This is a genomic window from Velazquezella soli (genome assembly GCF_977018685.1).
Map to the genome: position 1 here is coordinate 456,276 of NZ_CDRNXF010000005.1, position 15,222 is coordinate 471,497.

Sequence of the window (15,222 nt, forward strand, 5' to 3'; positions counted from 1 at the left end):
TTGCTACGCGGTCTTCCGTTCCATTCCTCTGGCCGGCTCAACCGCCTTCACGACTGCCTGAAAATATTGCGATCCCGAGGCTGCCTCGCCGAGTTCGATGGCCGCGGCCTGGAGCCGGGGTGCGAGCACCGCCATCCGCTCCGCGGTCATCCGCACGGCCGGGCCGGCGATCGAGAGACTTCCGAGCACCTGACCATGGCCGTGATACCGGACCGGAACGGCCATAGCCGCCATGCCGGCGATATAGCTATCCACCGCCGTCGCGTAACCGAGGGCGCGGGCCTCAGCCAGTTGTTCCAACAGCAGCGTAAGGCTGCGCGGGGCGTTCGGTCCCGTGCCTTCCGCCTGTCGCAAAAGCCCTTGGCCGGAGACAAGCGACAGCGCCTCTTCATCACTCATCGACGAAAGCCACGCCTTACCCCCGGCGGAACTCGCCAGATGCACGACCACGCCCTGTTCCTGGCCCGGATCGTAACGGAGGCCACGTGTTGCCCCCTGCGCCACCGCCACCCAGGTCAGACGGTCGCCATCGATGACGGAAAGCCGGATCAACTCGCCGGAATGCGCCGCCAGTTCGTCGAGCACCGGCTGCGCCACATCCGTAATGCCGGCACGGCCGAGAAACCCGACGCCCATGGCCGGCAGCTTGATGGTCAGGGCGTAATCGCCCTGCGCCTGCGCCTGGCGCACATAACCGAGCCGCGCGAGCTCCTGCAAAGTCCGGTGTACGCCGCTTGCCGGCTGATCGATTTCGCTGGCGATCGCCGACACGGTGAGGCCGGCCGGATGATTGACCAGCAGTTCGATGATGGCGAGGGATTTTCCGAGAACGCTGCTCATGGACCCATTCCGTTGTTGAACACGGTTCCACTAAGGCTTTCGAGCGGCGAAAGGTCAACTGCGACGGACTGTCCGGTATCGGCGGCCGCGCGGATCGCATCGAGCACGATCAGGTTAGCCGTCGCGTCTCGTACTGACACGATCGGTGTGCCTGACCCATCGATCAGATCGGCAAAATGGGAAAGCTGGCGCTCGTAGGGGTCGGCATGGATGACATCGAGTACGGTCGGCCGCAATTCTTTAGTCCAGTCCGCCTCGCCCTTCGGTTCCCAGAGCGTCAGATCGGGCAGCGAGAGGCCAGCTTTGCTGCCGGCATAATGATGGGCGGTTACCGGATGAGCCGGAAAGCGTGCCGGATTTTCGGCCGCTGTCAGGTCCCAGGCCCAGGGGCCGACCGCGGTATCGGATATGCACAGGGTCGCGATCCCGCCATTGACGAAGGAGAGATTGACCGCCGCCGTATCCTCGACGGCGAACCCGCGGCGCGCATGGCTGGCGATCGCCTGGACCTGCGCAATCTCGCCGAAGAAATGCCGCAGCAGATCGATTTCGTGAACCATGTTGATCAGCAACGGCCCACCGGCGCCCGGAGTTCTACGCCACGCGGCCTCGAAGTATCCGGCCGGCTTGGCAAGCGAACAGGTTACGGTCGCCATCACCAGATCACCGATCCGGCCGGCATGGATCGCCGCATGGGCTGCGCGGATGATCGGGTTATGGCGGCGGTGATGGCCAATCAGAAGCGGCAGACCGGTCTCGTCGGCAATCGCGATCAGCCTCAGAGCCGAAGCCAGGCTTTCGGCGACCGGCTTTTCCAGAAGCACGGGTATGCCGGCGCGCAAGAGGGCTTCGGATACGGGAAGATGCATTTCGTTCGGCGTGGCGACGATCGCCGCGTGAGCGAGACCCGAATCGATCAACGCCTCTGCGGAAGGAAGACAGGGAAGGCCGAGCGAGGCAGCGAGAACAGCTCCCGCCGGCATCGGGTCGACGATCGAGGTCAGGCGAAAACGGGGCATTCCGGCCAGCGTATCGATATGCGTACGGCCGATGGCACCGGCACCAATTACCGCAATGTCGATTACACGTCCCATCCAAATCCTCCCCGATCGAATGTGAGGTATCAGACGAATAACGAAAATGGAACTGGTTTTTATTCTTGAATGTCATTCCATTATTTGTGATGGTGGCCATAGAAGATTGGTCTGTCTCGTCTTTTGGGAGGATTGCCACATGCAACATGCATTGACGGAGGTCGGGCCGGATTACGATGTCGTCGTACTGGGAGCTGGCGCAGGAGGCATGTCTGCCGCCATCTTTGCCGCAATGGAAGGCGCACGTGTCCTTTTGGTCGAGCGCACCAAATATCTAGGCGGCACGACCTCCTATTCCGCCGCGACCACGTGGATCCCGCTTACCCGTCACGCGCAGGCAATGGGTGCCGACGACAGCCGCGATAAGGTTTCAGGCTTTCTCGATCGCGCTGTCGGCAACCACAGCTCCAAATCCGTGCGCGATGCGTTTGTTGCAGCCGGGACTGGTGTGGTCGATGCGCTGGAAGACAAAACGGACGTCAAATTCCGTGCGCGCCCGTTTCACCCCGACTATCTTTACGAGCTCGAGGGCGCCACGTCCTTCGGGCGGGCTCTCGAACCTTTGCCGTTCGATGCATCGGCGCTCGGGAAAGACCTGCATCTCATCCGTCCGCCCATCCCGGAATTTACTATTCTCGGCGGCCTCATGGTGGACCGTGACGACATCGCCCATCTGATGAAAATCGGCAAATCGGCGAAGTCGACCGCTTACTCGGCTCGACTGATCGGACATTACTACCTGGACAAGATCCGCCATGGCCGCGGAACGCGGCTGGTGATGGGCAATGCTCTCATCGGCAGGATGCTGCTTGCCGCGCGCAAGCTCGGGGTCACCATCCTCACCGAAACCGAGGCATTGGCGTTCACGACCGGGCCTCACGGCGTAACAGGCGTGACACTCCGTCAGAAGGATACCGAACGGCAGATTCACGTCACGGGCGGTTTGATCCTCGCCTCCGGCGGCTTTGCCCGTCACCCGACCATGCGTGCAGACAAGTTGCCGCAACCACTGCCCGAATTCAGCCCGTCGGCACCTGGTCATACGGGCACGCTGCATGATCTCGCCTTTACCGCGGGCGCCTATCACGGCGACACGGCGGCGCAGCCGTGCTTCTGGGCGCCGGTCTCGCATCGCAAGCGCGCCGATGGCTCGATGGCGGTTTTTCCGCATTTCGTCTTCGACCGTTCCAAACCCGGCATCATCTCGGTCGGCCGCGACGGGCGTCGCTTTGTCAACGAAAGCACCAGCTACCACCTGTTCGTGTCGGCCATGTATGCGGCGAACAAGGACGGCAGCCATGTGCCCACCTATCTGATTGCCGACGCTGCGGCGCTGAAGAAATACGGCATGGGGATGATCCGGCCCAGCGGTGCGAACATTGCCCCCTATCTTGCCGATGGCTACCTGACCGAGGCCGCGACGCTCGACGAACTCGCCAGAAAGCTCGGCATCGACGCTGCCGGTCTGAACGACAGCGTGGCCAGGATGAACGCCTATGCAAGGACCGGCACGGACGCCGATTTCGCCCGCGGCACCACCGTCTACGAAAAGGCCAATGGCGATCCGACGCATGGGCCCAATCCGACGCTCGGGCCGCTCGAGAGGGCTCCCTATTATGCCGTCAAACTCTGGCCTGGCGATATCGGCTCGGCCATAGGCCTGGTCGGCGACGAAAATGCCCAGCTTCTGCGGCGCGACGGATCGGCGATCTCAGGCCTTTACGCCTGCGGCAACGATTTGCAGTCGATCATGGGCGGGGTCTATCCCGGCCCAGGCATCACTGTTGGCCCGGCGATCGTGTTCGGGGCCATCGCCGCCCGTCATGCAGCCCGCCGCGCCGTCGCTGCTCGCAAGGGAGAGGCTGCATGAGCCTCGTCCTTGTGACCGGCGGAACCGGCTTCGTCGGCCTGCGAACCGTCAGGGCATTGCAGGCGGCCGGGCACCGGGTCCGGATCTTCGACCTGGCTCCGAAGCCGGAACGACTATCTTTCACGGATGGCGTCGACATCGTCTCGGGCGACATCACCGATGCCGCCGCGGTGGCGAAAGCTGCCGATGGATGCAACGGAATTGTCCATCTCGTCGGCCTGATGACGGTCGATTGTGCCCGCAGCCCGGCGCTCGGCACGCGCGTCAATCTTCTAGGCAGCATCAACGTGTTCGAGGCGGCAAAGGCAAAGCGCCTACCGATTGCCTATCTGAGTTCGGCCGGCGTGTTCGGACTCGACGATGCCGTCAATCCAAGGCCGATGACGGTCTATGGGGCGACAAAGCTTGCGGTCGAAGGCATGGCGCGGGCCTATCTGCTCGACCACGGCATCCCGAGCCTCGGCCTTCGCCCCTACATCGTCTACGGCCCCGGCGAGAGCGCTGGCATCGCGGCTGGTCCGTCGATCGCGCTTGGAGCAGCCGTGCGCCGCGAACCGGCTGAAATCCGTTTTTCCGGCCGCGTCGGCTTCGTTTACGTCGACGACGTGGCCCGGATCCTTTCGACCGCGATGACAGTGCCGCTGGAAGGAGCGACCGTTCTGACGATGGCCGGCGATACGGTGGAGATGACCGATTTTGTCGCTGAACTCAGTCACCAGTCCGGCTGGAACGAGATCCGGATCAGCGGGCCGCCCTTGCGTATTCCCGCCGATTTGGCGTCGGACCCGGTGCCACACATCCTCGGCAATCAGCCTGTCACGACCGTCAGCAACGGCATCGCCCGGGCCTTGGCCGAACTGAAGGAGACCGCCGGTGTTGAATAGTCCAACGTTTCGCCCCCATCGTCCATTTGCCGATGACGGGGCCTATGTTTTTGTCGAGCTTGAGAACGACCGGACAAGGGTCGGATCGCATGCCGAGGGGAGGAAGGCGTGAGTATACATATAAAGGTCGATGGGGAGACCAAGCTCTTCCCGATCATCGGCCATCCGATCGGACAGGTGAAATCGCCCGCTTCGCTCAGCCAGATCATGGCCGATCGCGGCTTTAACGGCATCGTCGCACCGGTCCATATTCTCCCCGAAGACCTGGCCGGCTGGCTGTCGCAGGCAAAGAGCATGCGCAATGTCGCGGGCATCATTGTCACGGTACCGCACAAAGTCCCCTGCCTCGAATTATGCGCCCGCATATCGGCCCGCGCAAAGGCATCCGGCGCCGTCAACATCATGATCCGCGATGGCGACGACTGGGTGGGCGACGCAACCGACGGACACGGCTGCCTTGACGGTGTCGCGGCCCAAGGCTTCGAGATCGCCGGCAAGTCTGCGCTTCTGGTGGGTACCGGCGGCGCCGGAGCGGCCATCGCCTACGAAATCCTGGCACGCGGCGCCTCGGAACTGGCCCTGCACGATCTCGACACGCACAAACGCGATGCGTTGATCGCGCAGTTGAACAAGGCATTTCCGGGTCGTGCGCGGATAGGCTCAACAGATCCACGCGGTTTTGCACTGGTCGCCAATGCCACGCCACTTGGCATGCGTGAGACCGATCCCCTGCCGGTGCAGACGGATCTTCTGACCGCAGACCAGTTCGTCTCGGACGTCGTGACGCGGCCGGCCGTGCCGCCGCTGATTGCTGCTGCCCGCGACAAGGGCTGCGGCACCATGTCGGGGTCAGGCATGTTCGACGCCCAGGCCGTGCTGCTGGCCGATCTGTTGATGGGGACACGCACGATCGAGGCCTAGGCGATCGAGACGGAGACACCGCAGGCCCGGGTCTACGCCCGGGCATGAGGATACGGCGACAAGGGAGGAGACCTGGCCGCCGGGACGGAAATATCGATCAGCCAAGGAGGAAGGTCATGATCAGACAACTTATCACCACGACTGCAATGGTACTGGCGCTCGGCGCAATGCCGGCGCTTGCTGAACTGAAGGTCGGCTCGATCGTCGAGTTGTCCGGACCCGGCGCCGCGGCCGGCACCAACTTCCGCGATGGCGTGAAGATGGGCTTTGAGGAAATCAATGCCCAGGGCGGCATTCTCAAGGAGCCGGTCAAGGTTCTGGAATATGACAGCCAGACCGACCCGCAGGTTTCGCGCGCAATGGTGCAGAAGGGTATCGACGACGGCATCTACGCGATCATGGGAACGGTGTTCTCGTCATCAACCGTGGTCAACATGCTGGTCGCGCGTCAGGCCGGCATTCCGCAGTTCACCGGCTCCGAGGCTCCGTCCATCGTTGCCATGAAAAACCCCTACATCTTCCGCACCGCCTTCGGCTCGCAAAAGGGCGTGCCGAAACTTGCCAAATACATGTCCGAGACGATGGGTCTGAAAAAGGTCGGCGTCGCGTGGGCCAATACCGAATTCGGCAAGGGCGGCCACAAGGCTTTCGTCGATGCGATGAAGGCTGCCAATATCGAGATCGTCGTCGATGTGCCGTCCGAACAGGCGCAGGCTGACTTTTCCGCCGACGTGCTGAAGCTGAAGGGCTCCACGGCCGAAGCCTTCTTCATCTATTACACCGAGGAAGAAAGCGCCCGCTTCCTGCGCGAAGCCCGCAAGCAAGGCCTGAACAAACCGCTTCTCGGCGAAACTACTCTGATCGGCCACAAGGTCATCGAACTTGCCGGCGATGCTGCCAACGGCGCTATGGGCCATGTCGGCCTGACGCCCGATGCCGATATCCCCGCCGTCAAGGAAATGGTCGAGCGCTTCAAGACGAAGTTCAAGTACACGCCCGACCACAATGCCATCAAAGGCTACACCGCCGCCTGGACGCTGAAATACGTCACGGAAATGGTCGGCAAGCCGGACAGCAAGGCCATCGCGGAAAAGCTGCACGGTCTCAAGCTGACCGCCAAGGATCATCCCGGCGTCCTGATGGATGTGAGTTGGGACGACACCGGCGAGATGTCGCGCGAAAGCTTTGTCGTGAAAGTCGAGAACGGCAAACAGGTGGTCCAGGCGGTGCTGCCGCCGAACTGATGCCGATCGCATGACGAGACAAGTGCCGGCGGTTCGCGCCGCCGGCACGTCGTCATCAATCCTGCACGTCACGCCGATTACCAGCCCGTGAGGACGACCCCATGGCCGAGTTTATCCAGATTATTGTCTCCGGTCTCGCCGCCGGCTCCATCTACGCGCTTGCGGCAGTCGGCTTCACCCTGTTGTGGCAGGCATCGCAAACCATCAACTTTGCCCAAGGCGAGTTCGTCATGCTGCCGGCGTTTTTCGTGCTGGTTGGTATGACAGTGTTTGGCCTGCCGCTATGGCCGTCCGTGGCGCTGGCGCTCGCGCTGTCGCTTCTTATCCTCGGCGTGGCCTTCAAGCGGCTGATCGTCGAACCGATGCTGCCGCACGGAACGCTGCCGCTGGTCATCGCCACCATTTCGCTCGGCCTCCTGATGAAGGAAAGCGTCAAGGAATTTTACGGCGCGACCGCCCAGCCCTTCCCTGCGATCTTTCCGCAGACGGTCTACGAGATCGCCGGCGCCAGCGTTTCTATGCAAGATATCGGCAATCTCGTTGTCTCGATGCTCGCAATCGGCAGCCTGCAGCTGTTTCTCAACCGAACACGGACCGGCCGATGCATGCAGGCCAGCGCCCAGAATCCGGCGGTCGCCGAAATCCTCGGCGTCAACGTCAAGCGCATGGTGCTCTATACATTTCTGATCAATGCCGGCCTTGCCACCGTGGCCTCGGTGCTGATCTCGCCGATCTATCTCGCCAAGTTTTCCAATGGTGAAACGCTCGGCCTCGTCGCCTTCATCGCCGCCATCGTCGGCGGGTTCAACCAGATCCGCGGCGCCCTGGTCGGCGGTCTGCTGATCGGCGTGATCGACAATCTGTCAGCCGTCTACATCTCCGCCCAGTACCGCTCGGCCATGCCGCTTCTGCTGCTGATCGCCATCATCCTCTTGCGTCCGCAGGGCCTGCTCGGCACCTCGGAAGGGAGAACCGTATGATCCGCCTGAAACCGTTTCTGCTTCTGCTGGGTATTGCTGCCCTCGTCGCCGCTCCGATCGGCCAGGGCAACTACATTGTCTACACGCTGGCCTCGTGGCTGATTTTCTCGATCACCGCCATGGGTCTCAACCTGACGCTCGGTTATGCCGGCCAAGTCAGCCTGGCGCAGGCCGCCTTCATGGGCATCGGCGCCTACATCACCGCGCTGATGACACTCAACGGCATTCACTGGGGACTGGCCGTGATCGTGTCGATCGCAGCAAGCTTCGCGGTCGGCTTGCTGCTCGGCTACCCCGCGCTGCGGGTTCAGCACCACTTCCTCGCCTTCGTCACGCTTGCCTTCAACACGCTGTTGTTCCTCGTGCTGCGCAACGAGGAAGAGATAACCGGCGGGTCGTTCGGCCTTGTGGGCATGCCTCGGCCGTCGTTTTTCGGTATCACCACCGACAGCAACATCGCCTTTTACTATTTCACGCTGGTGTGTTTCATCGTTTCCGCCGGCGCCATGTGGTGGATCCTGCGCTCTCCCTGGGGGCGAGCCTTCAGGGCGCTGCGGGAAAATCCAATCCGCGCCGAAAGCCTTGGCCTTAAGGTTCGACGCCAGACACTGCTTGCCTTTGCCATCGGCTCTGCGTTCGGCGGTCTTGCCGGCGCGCTGCAGGCACCGCTGGTGCAGTTCATCGAGCCCAGCAGCTTTGCACTGATCCATTCCCTGAAAATCCTGCTGATGGTGGTGGTCGGCGGTTCGGGCTTCTTCTTCGGCCCGATGCTGGGTGCCGCCGTGGTGATTCTCCTGCCGGAACTGCTGCGCTTCACGGAAGGCTATTACCTGATCATCTACTCGACGCTGGTGATCGTCCTGATGGTGTTTTCGCCAACCGGCCTGATCGGGGCCGGCAAGAAACTCGCGGAAAGGTTCCGGCCCAAGCATGAAGCCCGCCGGGACCTCAAACAGGGAGTCCAGCTATGAATGCGGCGGCCCAAGAGGTCATTCTTTCGGTTCACAACATCTCGAAACGGTTCGGCGGCATCCGTGCCGTCCATCAGGTCAGCTTCGATGTGCATAAAGGCGAAATCCTCGGATTGATCGGCCCGAACGGGTCGGGCAAATCGACGCTGTTCAACTGCATTCTTGGCCAGTCGAAGCCGACCGAGGGGCACTGCCAGATCAACGGCAAGTCCACCGATGGCGTAAGGCCTGCCGACCTGTCTCTGATGGGGGTCGGCCGCACCTTCCAGCAGCTCTCGGTCTTCCCCAACATGACGGTGCTCGACAATGTCATTGTGGCCGGCCAGGAACATGAAGGCTCGATGCTGTCGCGCCTGTTCGGCAAATCGGATGCGGGACTGACGACGAAGGCCGAACAGCTGATCGAGTTCTTCCGGTTGACGCCTTACCGCGATACGCCGGCGGGCTCGCTCTCCTATGGCCAGCAAAAGCTGGTCGATGCGGCCATGGCCTTCATGGCAGGGCCCGGGATCGTGCTGCTCGACGAGCCGGCGGGCGGCGTCAACCTGACCATGCTTGGGCACCTCAAGGACCGGCTGATCAGCTACAACCGCGAACACGGCACAACCTTCGTGGTCATCGAGCACAATATGGAGTTCGTCATGTCGCTCTGCACCCGCGTCATCGTGCTGGCGCAGGGCGAGATCATCGCCGAGGGGACACCGGATGAGATCCGGGCGAACCAATTGGTCATCGACGCGTATCTCGGAGGCTGACATGCTGGAAGTGAAAAACCTCAATGGCGGTTACGGCCGCATCACAATTCTCAACGGGACGTCTTTCAGCATACCGAAGGCGTCCATCACCACGGTGATCGGTCCGAACGGCGCTGGCAAATCCACGGTGTTCAAGGCGATCTTCGGGTTGCTCAACATCAATTCCGGCTCCATCCACCTGGAAGGCGAGGACGTGACGCGCAAGCGCCCGGCCGATATGATTGCCCGTGGCGTTACCTACGTGCCGCAGGGCCGCAATGTCGTGCCGCAACTGTCCGTGCTGCACAATCTCGAACTCGGCGGCATCACCGCCAAGGATCAGGCGCGGGTGAAAATGCGGATGGAACAGGTGATGGACCAGTTCCCGATGCTGCGCCAGCGCAAGGACCAGAAGGCGATCGAGCTCTCCGGCGGCCAGCAGAAACAGCTTGAGATCGCCCGCGCGCTGCTGCTCGATCCGAAGCTGATCCTGATCGACGAACCGTCAATCGGCCTGTCCCCCAATCTCGTGCAGGAGGTGTTCCAGACGCTGACCCGCCTGCGCGACCAGGGCGTAACGATCCTGATGGTCGAACAGAATGCCAAGGCGGCGCTCGCCATGTCGGATTACGGGCTGGTGCTGGAACTCGGCCAGACGCGTATGTTCGACAGGTCGGACAAGCTGCTCAATGACCCGCGTGTCGGCCAGCTGTTTCTCGGCGGTCACATCGAGGATGCCGCCTGATCGATCCTCGCGATCGCATAACATTTTCGGCGACGCGTTCTCAAGGGGACGCGTCGCCGAAATCACCGAACGCGGTCCAGCCGCCGTCGACCGGCAGCACCACACCGGTGATCGCCGATGCCGCTGGTGAGGCTAGGAAATTGACGGCGGCCGCCACCTCCTCGGCCATGATCAGTCGCCCGATCGGCGTGCGGCGGCGAAGCGTGGGCAGATCGATCCGGCCTGCGGCGGCCAGCTTTTCCACCAGCGCCGTCTGCACGAAAGCCGGCGCAACGGCGTTGACCCGCACACCGCGCCCTGCCCACTCGCAGGCCATTGCCCGTGTCATGGCACCGATCCCGGCCTTGGCGGCGCCATAGGCGTTGCGCTTGGGAAGACCGGTCAGTCCCGCGATCGAGGACAGGTTGACGATTGCGCCATCGCCCCGCGCGACCATGCCACGCGCCACTTCGCGCGACATCAGAAACGTGCCGGCCAGATGCACATCGAGGACGCGCCGGAAAGCCTCGATCCCCTGCTCCAGCGTTGGCAGGTGGCTGTCGCCGATCCCGGCATTGTTGACCAGCACATCGAACAGCGCTGAACCAGCGACCGCGGCCACCTGCGCCTCATCGGTCACATCGCAGGCAATGCCGCGATGGACATCGCCCAATTCGGCCGCCCGCTCAGCAGCCTTATCGCCGTCGATATCGGCGATGGTGATGCGGTGGCCGCTTTGAGCAAGCGCTCGGGCAATTGCCAGGCCGATCCCGTCGGCGCTGCCGGTGACGAGGGCTTCACGCATAGCCGGGCCTCGGTACCAGTCCCATCAGCGATTGCGACAGCCCCCCATCGACGAGGATGTCCTGTCCCGTGATGTAGGATGCACGCGGCGAGGAGAGGAACAAGGCCGTATCGGCCAGATCTTCGGGGCTTGCGATACGGCCGACGGGGACCATGGCTTCGCGTCGCGCTTTGACCTGCGGATCGGCGTAGAAGGTTTCGGAAAGCGTCGTGCGCACCAGTCCCGGGCTCAACGTGTTCGAGCGGATGCCCTTGGGTCCCCATTCGTAGGCAAGCTGGCGCGACAGCATCAGGATTGCCGCCTTCGACGCTGAATAGGCGCCGCTTGCAGGCTGAGGGTGGCTGCCCGAGATGCTAGCCACATGCACCAAGGCGCCCCGTCCGCGGGACATCATGCCGCGACCGAACGCCTGAGCGGTCACGAGATAACCCGTGAGGTTGACGGAGAGCATCGCCGACCAGTCGGCCTCGGAGACGCTTTCGAGCGGGCCGGGCCGCAGAATTCCGGCGTTGTTGATGAGGATATCAGCGCCTCCCTGCGCCTCGACCGCCTCCGCCGCTGCGGCAACGTCGTCTGCCCGCGACACATCACACTTGAGCGAGAAACTACGGATACCCAGTTCGGCAGCGAGCGACGCCGTCTGCGCCTCGTCACGGTCGAGCAGCACGACCCGCACACCTTCCGCAGCGAAGGCGCGCGCCAGCCCCTGACCGATGCCGCCTCCGGCGCCGGTGATGACGGCCGTCTTTCCCTCCAGTCCAAGCCAGCTCATGCCGCGTCTCCCTCCCCCGTCGCCGCCGGTGCGATCCCTGCGAGATAGCGCCCGGTGATCCAGCCGAATGTCATTGCCGGGCCGAGCGTGATCCCGGCACCGGGATAATTGCCGCCCATGATCGAAGCCCGGTCGTTACCAACCGCAAACAGGCCATCGATCACCCGGCCATCCCGATCGACGACCGCGCCCTCCACTGTGGTTTTCAGTCCGTCGAACGTTCCGAGGTCGCCGATTTCCAACCGGACGGCGTAGAACGGCCCTTGCTCCACAGGCGCAACCGAAGGGTTGGGCTTGTGGTCGGGATCGGCAAGGTATCGGTTGAAGGTCGTCTCGCCCCGATGGAACTGTTCGTCTAGGCCTTGCCTGGCGCCCCGGTTGAATTCGGCCACGGTCGCCACCAGACCGGTCGCATCGATCCCGCAGACCTTGGCGAGATCGGCAAGCGTCTTGCCTTTCTTGAGGTACCCGTTCCGTAGCCACGGCAGGAGTGGCACCGGCGCCGGCTTTGCGTGGCCAAGACCATACTTGCGGATCGCCCGATGGTCGCAAATCAGCCACGCGCCCCCCTCGCCCGCCGCAACCATGGCAGCGCCGACATCGTGGTAGCTCTCGCTCTCATTGGTAAATCGCCGGCCATTGGACAGAACGGCGATCATGCCCGGCTTGTAGCGATCGAGCAGATGCGGAAAATAGCCTATGCCTGGCACACGGCTGATCGGCATCCAGGCGGCCGGCTGGGCGAATTCGGCATCAAATGCGCCGCCTGCGTCCTCACCGAGACGGATGCCGTCGCCGGTATTGCCGTCCGGTACTGGCGAAAAATGCTCACCGCCTGCCTTGAGATGGGCGTAGATCCCGGCTCGCCTCGCGAGATCCTGCGCATATCCTCCGCAGGCAAGGACTACGCCCCGCCGGGCGACGATACGGCCGGGTGACGCGCCACCGACCTCGACACCGGTGATACGACCACCGTCCTTGGTCATCCGTAGCGCCGGCGTATCGGTCAGGATCGGAATATCGAGATCGAGACAGGCTGCGGCCAGCCGCGCTGCCAGCGCGTTGCCGCTCGTGACCTGGACGCCGCGGCCGTGACGCACAACCTCGCCGGCATGCGCGACAAGGCGTTTCATCACGTAGGAAAACGAGGTCAGCGATTTGGTGGCGTTGAAGAAATGCCGGATATCGGCATTGGACGAGTTGAACATCATGCCCATGAACGTGATCGAGCCGAGCGGCGGCCGCAGCCGCGCAAGATCGCTGCCGAGCACGCTGCTGTCGAAAGGCGCCGCCAGCACCGAGCGCCCGACATCGACGCCGCCATCCACCGTCGGGTGATAGTCCGGGTAAAGCGTGGGGACGAATTTCACCACCGTCTCGCGTTCGAACCAGTCGAGCATTTTCGGACCGGCCTCGAGAAACGCGTCGATCGTTTGCCCGTCGAACCAGTTCCCGGTCTCGGCCTTGAGGTAACGGCGCGCCGCGTCGCGCGTATCGCTCGGGTTGTTCGATTTCCCGTGCCGGTTTCCAGGTATCCACAGCACGCCACCCGAAAACGCCGTCGTGCCTCCGAACACAGGCTCCTTCTCGATCACGATCACGGAAAGGCCGTGTTTCCTCGCCGTGATCGCGGTGGCAAGCCCTCCCGCGCCCGATCCGACGACCAGCACGTCACAGACGTGCCCCTCCTCCCTCTTCGGCTCCATCCGCTTCTCCCGGTCGCGTTTGATGGAGATCTTGCTAACCCGCATACCGGGGATGACCAATGGACGCCGTCGCGCAATTGTTGCACTATTTGCCAGGGAGATAATGAGGAGGACACATGGGAAGCTTGGCCGCAGGCGGCATTCCGCTTTACTATCTCTATGGCGATCAGGGTGCCGACGTCGATCTGGACTTCCTGCATATCGAACCCCTGCGTGACCGCAGCGGGCCAAACGATTGGAGAATTCGTCCGCATGCTCATCCGGACCATATGCAGGTTCTGCTGGTCAGAGAGGGGGGTGGAACGATCCGCATGGAGGATCAAATCTCATTCATACCCGCGCCTGCGATCATGGTCGTTCCAGCCGGAATTGTTCACCAGATCGATTTTGATCCGGGGACTGACGGCTACGTGGTGACGGCCGCACTCGGTTGCCTGAAGGCAGCGTCAAGCTCGGACCCGCGGCTCGAAACAGCCGCATCGAGACCGGCAGTCTATCCGATCGAAGGAACCGGCGTCAGCATTCCGGCCGTCGTCGATACGTTTCACTGGCTGCATCGGGAATTCATCTGGTCGGCACCTGGCCGGCGCATATCGATGATGGCACACTACATGCGGCTGCTCGTGATCGTGCTGAGGCTTAACATCACCCATGACGAGACCGGTATATCCACGCCAGACCGGGGTTATGATCTGCTTTTGCGCTACAGGGCCCTTCTGGAACGCCACTTCCGGACGGAGCGATCCTTGACCTTCTACGCGAAAGAGCTGGCGGCGACGCAGGCGCGGCTCAATGCGGCCTGCAAGGCTCGCGCCGGCAAGACCGCGTCGGACCTGCTCTACGAGCGGCTGTTGATGGAAGCCAAGCGCTACCTCGTCTATACCGAGAGCAGCGTCGCGCAGGTGGCCCATATGACCGGTTTCGACGACCCCGCCTATTTCAACCGCTTCTTTACCCAGCGTGTCGGAATCTCTCCGGGGACCTATCGCAAACAGGCGGCACGACACGACAACTGATAGGCTCAATTGTCCAATCTCTTGCAGACCTTATCCATGTTCGCGGCCGGTCCGGCGTGCCAGACTGACGCGATGGGAGACGGTGATGATCCACGAATGGCGAACCTATCAGCTAAAGCCGGGCGCAACCGGCGAGTACCTCGGGCTGCTTGCAGACCTCGGGCTTCCACTTGTGACACGGCACCTGCCACTTCTCGGCTACTGGCAGGCGGAAACCGGCCCTCTGAACGTGATCCACCATCTCTGGACCTATGCGGACTGGGCTGAACGCGAAGCATGCCGCGCCGCACTCTCGAATGAAGAGGCTTGGGTAAACGGCTTCATCCCCCAGGCTTTCCCGATGGTGTTGCAGCAGCATAACTATCTGGCGACGCTTGGGCGCGGATCACCCGTTTTCGACACGGCCGTCGCCGACCGTCACAGGCAGCATGGCCCACGGCCCGCAGGCACGCCCTTATTTGCCCCTGACTGTGCAGGATTGGTGACCGGGCATGCGCCGCCTGATGCGGTCGCGCTGCTCGAGCCGTTTTCCGGTTCGACAGAAGGTCCTCTTGCCCTGCTTCCACGTCACGCTGATCCGTTGAGGTTCGTCGGTGGGTATGAAGGACAGCACACCGTACTGCGCCCCTTGTCGTTTTCGCCGCTTTGAACGCTGTGCAAA

15 protein-coding genes are annotated in these 15,222 nt (G+C 62.6%); 10 read left to right on the forward strand and 5 right to left on the reverse strand.

Annotated features, from left to right (window positions below):
- Positions 1 to 3: 3 nt before the first annotated feature.
- Together AC0JZ8_RS22555 and AC0JZ8_RS22560 are read right to left on the reverse strand one after the other, a co-directional pair.
- Positions 4 to 840, reverse strand: coding sequence for an IclR family transcriptional regulator (locus AC0JZ8_RS22555; RefSeq protein WP_471893629.1), 837 nt, complete (start codon positions 838 to 840; stop codon positions 4 to 6).
- Positions 837 to 1,934 (reverse strand): Gfo/Idh/MocA family protein, encoded by a 1,098-nt coding sequence (locus tag AC0JZ8_RS22560; RefSeq protein ID WP_471893630.1) that lies wholly within the window; start codon positions 1,932 to 1,934, stop codon positions 837 to 839. The genes AC0JZ8_RS22555 and AC0JZ8_RS22560 overlap by 4 nt, the downstream gene beginning before the upstream one ends.
- Before the next feature lie 139 nt (positions 1,935 to 2,073).
- On the opposite strand from AC0JZ8_RS22560, the gene AC0JZ8_RS22565 reads away from it, so the two are divergent.
- The 8 genes from AC0JZ8_RS22565 (at position 2,074) to AC0JZ8_RS22600 (ending at position 10,283) form a co-directional block, all read left to right on the forward strand.
- On the forward strand, positions 2,074 to 3,804 hold the full coding sequence (locus tag AC0JZ8_RS22565; protein WP_471893631.1) for an FAD-dependent oxidoreductase: 1,731 nt from the start codon (positions 2,074 to 2,076) through the stop codon (positions 3,802 to 3,804).
- Positions 3,801 to 4,688: an NAD-dependent epimerase/dehydratase family protein gene (locus tag AC0JZ8_RS22570; protein ID WP_471893632.1), complete on the forward strand. Its 888-nt coding sequence runs from the start codon at positions 3,801 to 3,803 to the stop codon at positions 4,686 to 4,688. The genes AC0JZ8_RS22565 and AC0JZ8_RS22570 overlap by 4 nt, the downstream gene beginning before the upstream one ends.
- Positions 4,689 to 4,796: 108 nt before the next feature.
- Positions 4,797 to 5,609, forward strand: a complete 813-nt coding sequence (locus AC0JZ8_RS22575) for a shikimate dehydrogenase family protein (RefSeq protein ID WP_471893633.1) — start codon at positions 4,797 to 4,799, stop codon at positions 5,607 to 5,609.
- Positions 5,610 to 5,725: 116 nt separating this feature from the next.
- Positions 5,726 to 6,853, forward strand: coding sequence for an ABC transporter substrate-binding protein (locus tag AC0JZ8_RS22580; RefSeq protein WP_471893634.1), 1,128 nt, complete (start codon positions 5,726 to 5,728; stop codon positions 6,851 to 6,853).
- Positions 6,854 to 6,954: 101 nt separating this feature from the next.
- Positions 6,955 to 7,833 (forward strand): branched-chain amino acid ABC transporter permease, encoded by an 879-nt coding sequence (locus AC0JZ8_RS22585; protein ID WP_062459345.1) that lies wholly within the window; start codon positions 6,955 to 6,957, stop codon positions 7,831 to 7,833.
- Positions 7,830 to 8,804, forward strand: a complete 975-nt coding sequence (locus AC0JZ8_RS22590) for a branched-chain amino acid ABC transporter permease (RefSeq protein ID WP_092663273.1) — start codon at positions 7,830 to 7,832, stop codon at positions 8,802 to 8,804. Before AC0JZ8_RS22585 ends, AC0JZ8_RS22590 begins: the two co-directional genes overlap by 4 nt.
- Positions 8,801 to 9,559 carry an ABC transporter ATP-binding protein gene (locus tag AC0JZ8_RS22595; protein ID WP_471893635.1) on the forward strand — a complete coding sequence of 253 codons (759 nt, stop codon included), beginning with the start codon at positions 8,801 to 8,803 and terminating at the stop codon, positions 9,557 to 9,559. The genes AC0JZ8_RS22590 and AC0JZ8_RS22595 overlap by 4 nt, the downstream gene beginning before the upstream one ends.
- Position 9,560: 1 nt before the next feature.
- Positions 9,561 to 10,283 carry an ABC transporter ATP-binding protein gene (locus AC0JZ8_RS22600; RefSeq protein WP_113166127.1) on the forward strand — a complete coding sequence of 241 codons (723 nt, stop codon included), beginning with the start codon at positions 9,561 to 9,563 and terminating at the stop codon, positions 10,281 to 10,283.
- Between the two features lie 40 nt (positions 10,284 to 10,323).
- On the opposite strand, the gene AC0JZ8_RS22605 is transcribed toward AC0JZ8_RS22600, so the two are convergent.
- The 3 genes from AC0JZ8_RS22605 to AC0JZ8_RS22615 are packed head-to-tail and all read right to left on the reverse strand — an operon-like array spanning position 10,324 to position 13,545.
- Entirely contained in the window at positions 10,324 to 11,067 is a 744-nt protein-coding gene (locus tag AC0JZ8_RS22605; RefSeq protein WP_209899083.1) for an SDR family NAD(P)-dependent oxidoreductase, read from the reverse strand.
- Positions 11,060 to 11,839: an SDR family NAD(P)-dependent oxidoreductase gene (locus AC0JZ8_RS22610; protein ID WP_471893636.1), complete on the reverse strand. Its 780-nt coding sequence runs from the start codon at positions 11,837 to 11,839 to the stop codon at positions 11,060 to 11,062. Before AC0JZ8_RS22610 ends, AC0JZ8_RS22605 begins: the two co-directional genes overlap by 8 nt.
- Entirely contained in the window at positions 11,836 to 13,545 is a 1,710-nt protein-coding gene (locus AC0JZ8_RS22615; RefSeq protein ID WP_471893637.1) for an FAD-dependent oxidoreductase, read from the reverse strand. Before AC0JZ8_RS22615 ends, AC0JZ8_RS22610 begins: the two co-directional genes overlap by 4 nt.
- 116 nt (positions 13,546 to 13,661) lie before the next feature.
- Between AC0JZ8_RS22615 and AC0JZ8_RS22620 the strand changes: the two genes are divergently transcribed.
- On the forward strand, positions 13,662 to 14,561 hold the full coding sequence (locus AC0JZ8_RS22620; protein ID WP_062459325.1) for a helix-turn-helix domain-containing protein: 900 nt from the start codon (positions 13,662 to 13,664) through the stop codon (positions 14,559 to 14,561).
- 85 nt (positions 14,562 to 14,646) lie between these two features.
- Positions 14,647 to 15,210, forward strand: coding sequence for an NIPSNAP family protein (locus tag AC0JZ8_RS22625; protein WP_471893638.1), 564 nt, complete (start codon positions 14,647 to 14,649; stop codon positions 15,208 to 15,210).
- The last annotated feature ends 12 nt before the right edge of the window (positions 15,211 to 15,222 follow it).